This window comes from Rickettsia sp. TH2014 (assembly GCF_019249195.1).
In the GTDB taxonomy this organism is placed as follows: Bacteria; Pseudomonadota; Alphaproteobacteria; order Rickettsiales; family Rickettsiaceae; genus Rickettsia; species Rickettsia felis.
This window is the reverse complement of record NZ_MXAX01000076.1, coordinates 126-3,296: the sequence shown is the minus strand read 5'-3', so window position 1 is coordinate 3,296 and position 3,171 is coordinate 126. Positions and strand designations below refer to the sequence as shown.

The window sequence follows — 3,171 nt, the reverse complement described above, 5'->3', positions numbered from 1 at the left end:
ATAATTTTTATAATGTCTGTAAGATTAAATCTTGACTTCTACACTTCATTTACAGTAAACAATTACTTCGTTCCACTCATTACGTAATTTAGTCTGATATTCTAAGCTATCTAGATTTTTATCTTTCCAAAGTCCAAAAGCGTTTTTAAATGCTTTATTATTGTGATCATTACTAGCAATGTAACTAGTTAAAGCTTGCCCAATAATTTTATCTCTTGATATTTTTTTCTTGGATAGTTGATCTAGAATTTTAATTTGCGAACCAGCTATATTAATAATAGTTCTCATATAAGCTCCTTGGGATTTTTCCTAACTGGGATATCATATCCCTATGATACATATTATCATTATTTTATATCACATTTTAGATTTAAAATCTACAAATACTTCTCATTCTCTTTCTTAATTAACGCTATTAACTGCTCTATCGATAATACTTCCTGCTCGGTAGTTCCGAGTCTTCTTATCGTTACTTGTTTATTTTCTTTTTCCTGCTTACCGATTACGGCAATTATAGGTATTTTTTGATTAGAAAACTCATGAATTTTATAGTTAATTTTATCAGGTGAGATGTTAATATCCGTTCTTACGCCATTATCAATTAAAGCTTTTTGCACTTCTAAAGCGTAATCGTTTAAATCGCTTGTGATTGTTGCAATAGCGACTTGTATAGGAGCAAGCCAAATAGGAAAACGCCCGGCATATTCTTCAATCAATATACCGATAAAACGCTCAAGCGAGCCGAGTATTGCCCTATGGAGCATTACCGGTCTTTTTTTCTCACCGCTTGCTGCAATATAGCTAGCATCGAGTCGCTCCGGCAAAACAAAATCCATCTGAAGCGTACCGCATTGCCATTGACGCCCTATCGCATCGGTTAAAATAAACTCAAGCTTCGGACCGTAAAAAGCGCCTTCGCCTAGGTTTAGAGTATAAGTAAAACCGGCCTTTTCTACTGCTTCTTTCAAAGCATTCTCAGCCTTATCCCAAACTTCATCACTACCTGCTCTAATTTCGGGACGATCAGAGAATTTTACCTTTATATCGGTGAAGCCGAAATCTTTATAAACTTCAGTAAGTAGCTTACAGAAACTAACCGTTTCATCAGTAATTTGCTCCTCCGCACAAAATATATGGGCATCATCTTGCACTAAACTCCGTACTCTCATTAAACCGTGCAAAGCACCGGACGCCTCATTACGATGACATAAACCAAACTCCGACATACGAAGCGGCAAATCACGATAGCTCTTGATACCTTGCTTGAAAATCTGCACGTGGCAAGGACAATTCATCGGCTTCAAAGCAAGAATCTTGTCGTCTGTTTCTAACGCAAACATATCTTCGCGGAACTTTTCCCAGTGCCCGGAAAGCTCCCAAAGGCTTTTATCGACTAAAACAGGAGTCTTAACCTCTGTATAACCGTTTTTACGAATCTTTCTTCTTATATACTGCTCAATAGTATTATATATACTCCAGCCTTTATCATGCCAAAATACCATACCTTGAGCTTCTTCTTGAAAGTGGAATAAATCAAGCTCACGCCCTAGCTTTCTATGATCACGTTTCTCGGTTTCTTCAAGCATAAAGAGGTAATTATCTAGCTGCTCTTTCGTAGCCCAGGCAGTGCCGTATATACGCTGCAACATCTCATTACGACTATCACCTCGCCAATAAGCTCCCGCAACTTTCATCAACTTAAAATGCTTAACAAAACCTGTAGAGGGAGCATGCGGACCTCGGCATAAATCAATAAAACTACCCTGCCTGTATAAAGTAATCGGTTCACCTGCCGGAACCCCTGCAATAATTTCAGCTTTATAACGCTCCTCTATCGATTTAAAAAACTCAACGGCTTTATCCCTATCCCATAGCTCTCTTGTTACTTTCTCGTTCTTCTTTGAAAGTTCTTGCATTTTAGCTTCTATAGCGGCTAAATCTACAGTGGTAAAAGGCTTATCACGAGCAAAATCGTAGTAATAACCGTTTTCAATTGCAGGACCGATGGTTACTTGAGTTTCAGGAAATAATTCCTTTACTGCTTCTGCTGTTAAATGTGCTGCATCATGCCTTATTATCTCAAGACATTCAGGATCTTTTGCGGTTAAAATACGGAGCTTGCAATCACTTTCAATTACGGTACTTAAGTCTTTAAGCGCACCGTTTATTTCAGCAACCATTGCTGCTTTAGCAAGCGACATTGAAATTGCATTTGCTACTTCAAAAGCCGTAATATTCGACTCAAACTGTTTTACGCTCCCATCGGGAAAAGAAATATTTATCATTTTTATTCTAACTTGTTTTTTAAAAACTCATAATTTTAAGGATTATAGTATAATAATAATCTATTTAAAAGGATTAAGGTAGGCAATTTTAAAAATTTATAGATGTGATATTTTTGCTTCTATTGAAAAATATGTTGCTTTAAATAACGTTATTATCAGCGTTAACATTTATAAAATTTTTAAAAAATATATGCACTATGAGTAAATAGTTTTATATTTATAGTATTTCAACTTTTTGTGTAATTTTACACTTGCATATTATGCTGGTTTAAGTTATTAATTATAAATCAATGACAGCATATAGGAAGCATAAAAATGAGAAAACAACCATTGTGTTTTAATTTTACTAAAAATAATCTTTTAAAAATCGAACCCGCTAGAGAAAAAAGAGCCCTTTACAAAGATACTAAAGAAAAAGGATTGGTACTTATAGTATCTTACGGCGGCAGTAAAACTTTTTACCTAGCCCAAATGGTAAAAGATGAATATAAAAGGGTCAAACTAGGTCGTTTTCCTGATTTACCTGTTGAAGAAGCAAGATTAAAAGCAGCTAAACTTAAATATAAAATAGCTATGGTGAATATTCCACTAATAAAACATATTCTTCAACTAAAAATGTTAAGAAAAATTTCAAGACGGCCTTAAAGCGTCTGTTGCTAAGCCTGCCGAATATCTACAACTTAAGTTGGAAGAAACTGAGATAGAGAAAAAGATTCTACCTTTTCATAATAAAGTTTTTTCACTTCAAGTGTATAAAAAACTGCAAAAACTTTCTGATGATTTTTCAGAGAAAAAAGACTTTGGGCACCCCCCCCAAAAACAATCGACAAAAGGAGTAGAATTTTCTAGAAACAAAGGAGGAGATTCTATAAATGACAATATCAAA

The 3,171-nt window shown here is 34.9% G+C and carries 4 protein-coding genes; 2 read left to right on the top strand and 2 right to left on the bottom strand.

The genetic code is table 11. The annotated features are described in order from the left end of the window. Window positions 1-45: 45 nt before the first annotated feature. Complete coding sequence (locus KYQ89_RS01240) at window positions 46-288, bottom strand: hypothetical protein (protein WP_218460033.1); 243 nt, start codon at window positions 286-288, stop codon at window positions 46-48. A gap of 89 nt (window positions 289-377) precedes the next feature. Further along, the gene (gene thrS / locus KYQ89_RS01235) at window positions 378-2,285 is read right to left on the bottom strand and encodes a threonine--tRNA ligase (protein ID WP_218460032.1); all 1,908 of its coding nucleotides are present in this window, start codon (window positions 2,283-2,285) and stop codon (window positions 378-380) included. A gap of 315 nt (window positions 2,286-2,600) precedes the next feature. On the opposite strand from thrS, the gene KYQ89_RS01230 reads away from it, so the two are divergent. Both KYQ89_RS01230 and KYQ89_RS01225 read left to right on the top strand, forming a co-directional pair. Next, window positions 2,601-2,930, top strand: coding sequence for an Arm DNA-binding domain-containing protein (locus KYQ89_RS01230; protein ID WP_256621179.1), 330 nt, complete (start codon window positions 2,601-2,603; stop codon window positions 2,928-2,930). A 40-nt stretch (window positions 2,931-2,970) separates the two neighbouring features. After that, on the top strand, window positions 2,971-3,171 hold a 201-nt coding region (locus KYQ89_RS01225; RefSeq protein ID WP_218460030.1), incomplete at its 3' end, for a hypothetical protein.

Bases quoted from the DNA above. Each gene is read 5' to 3' on its own strand.
- KYQ89_RS01240 (WP_218460033.1), bottom strand. From the start codon at position 288: ATGAGAACTATTATTAATATAGCTGGTTCGCAAATTAAAATTCTAGAT.
- thrS (WP_218460032.1), bottom strand. From the start codon at position 2,285: ATGATAAATATTTCTTTTCCCGATGGGAGCGTAAAACAGTTTGAGTCG.
- KYQ89_RS01230 (WP_256621179.1), top strand. From the start codon at position 2,601: ATGAGAAAACAACCATTGTGTTTTAATTTTACTAAAAATAATCTTTTA.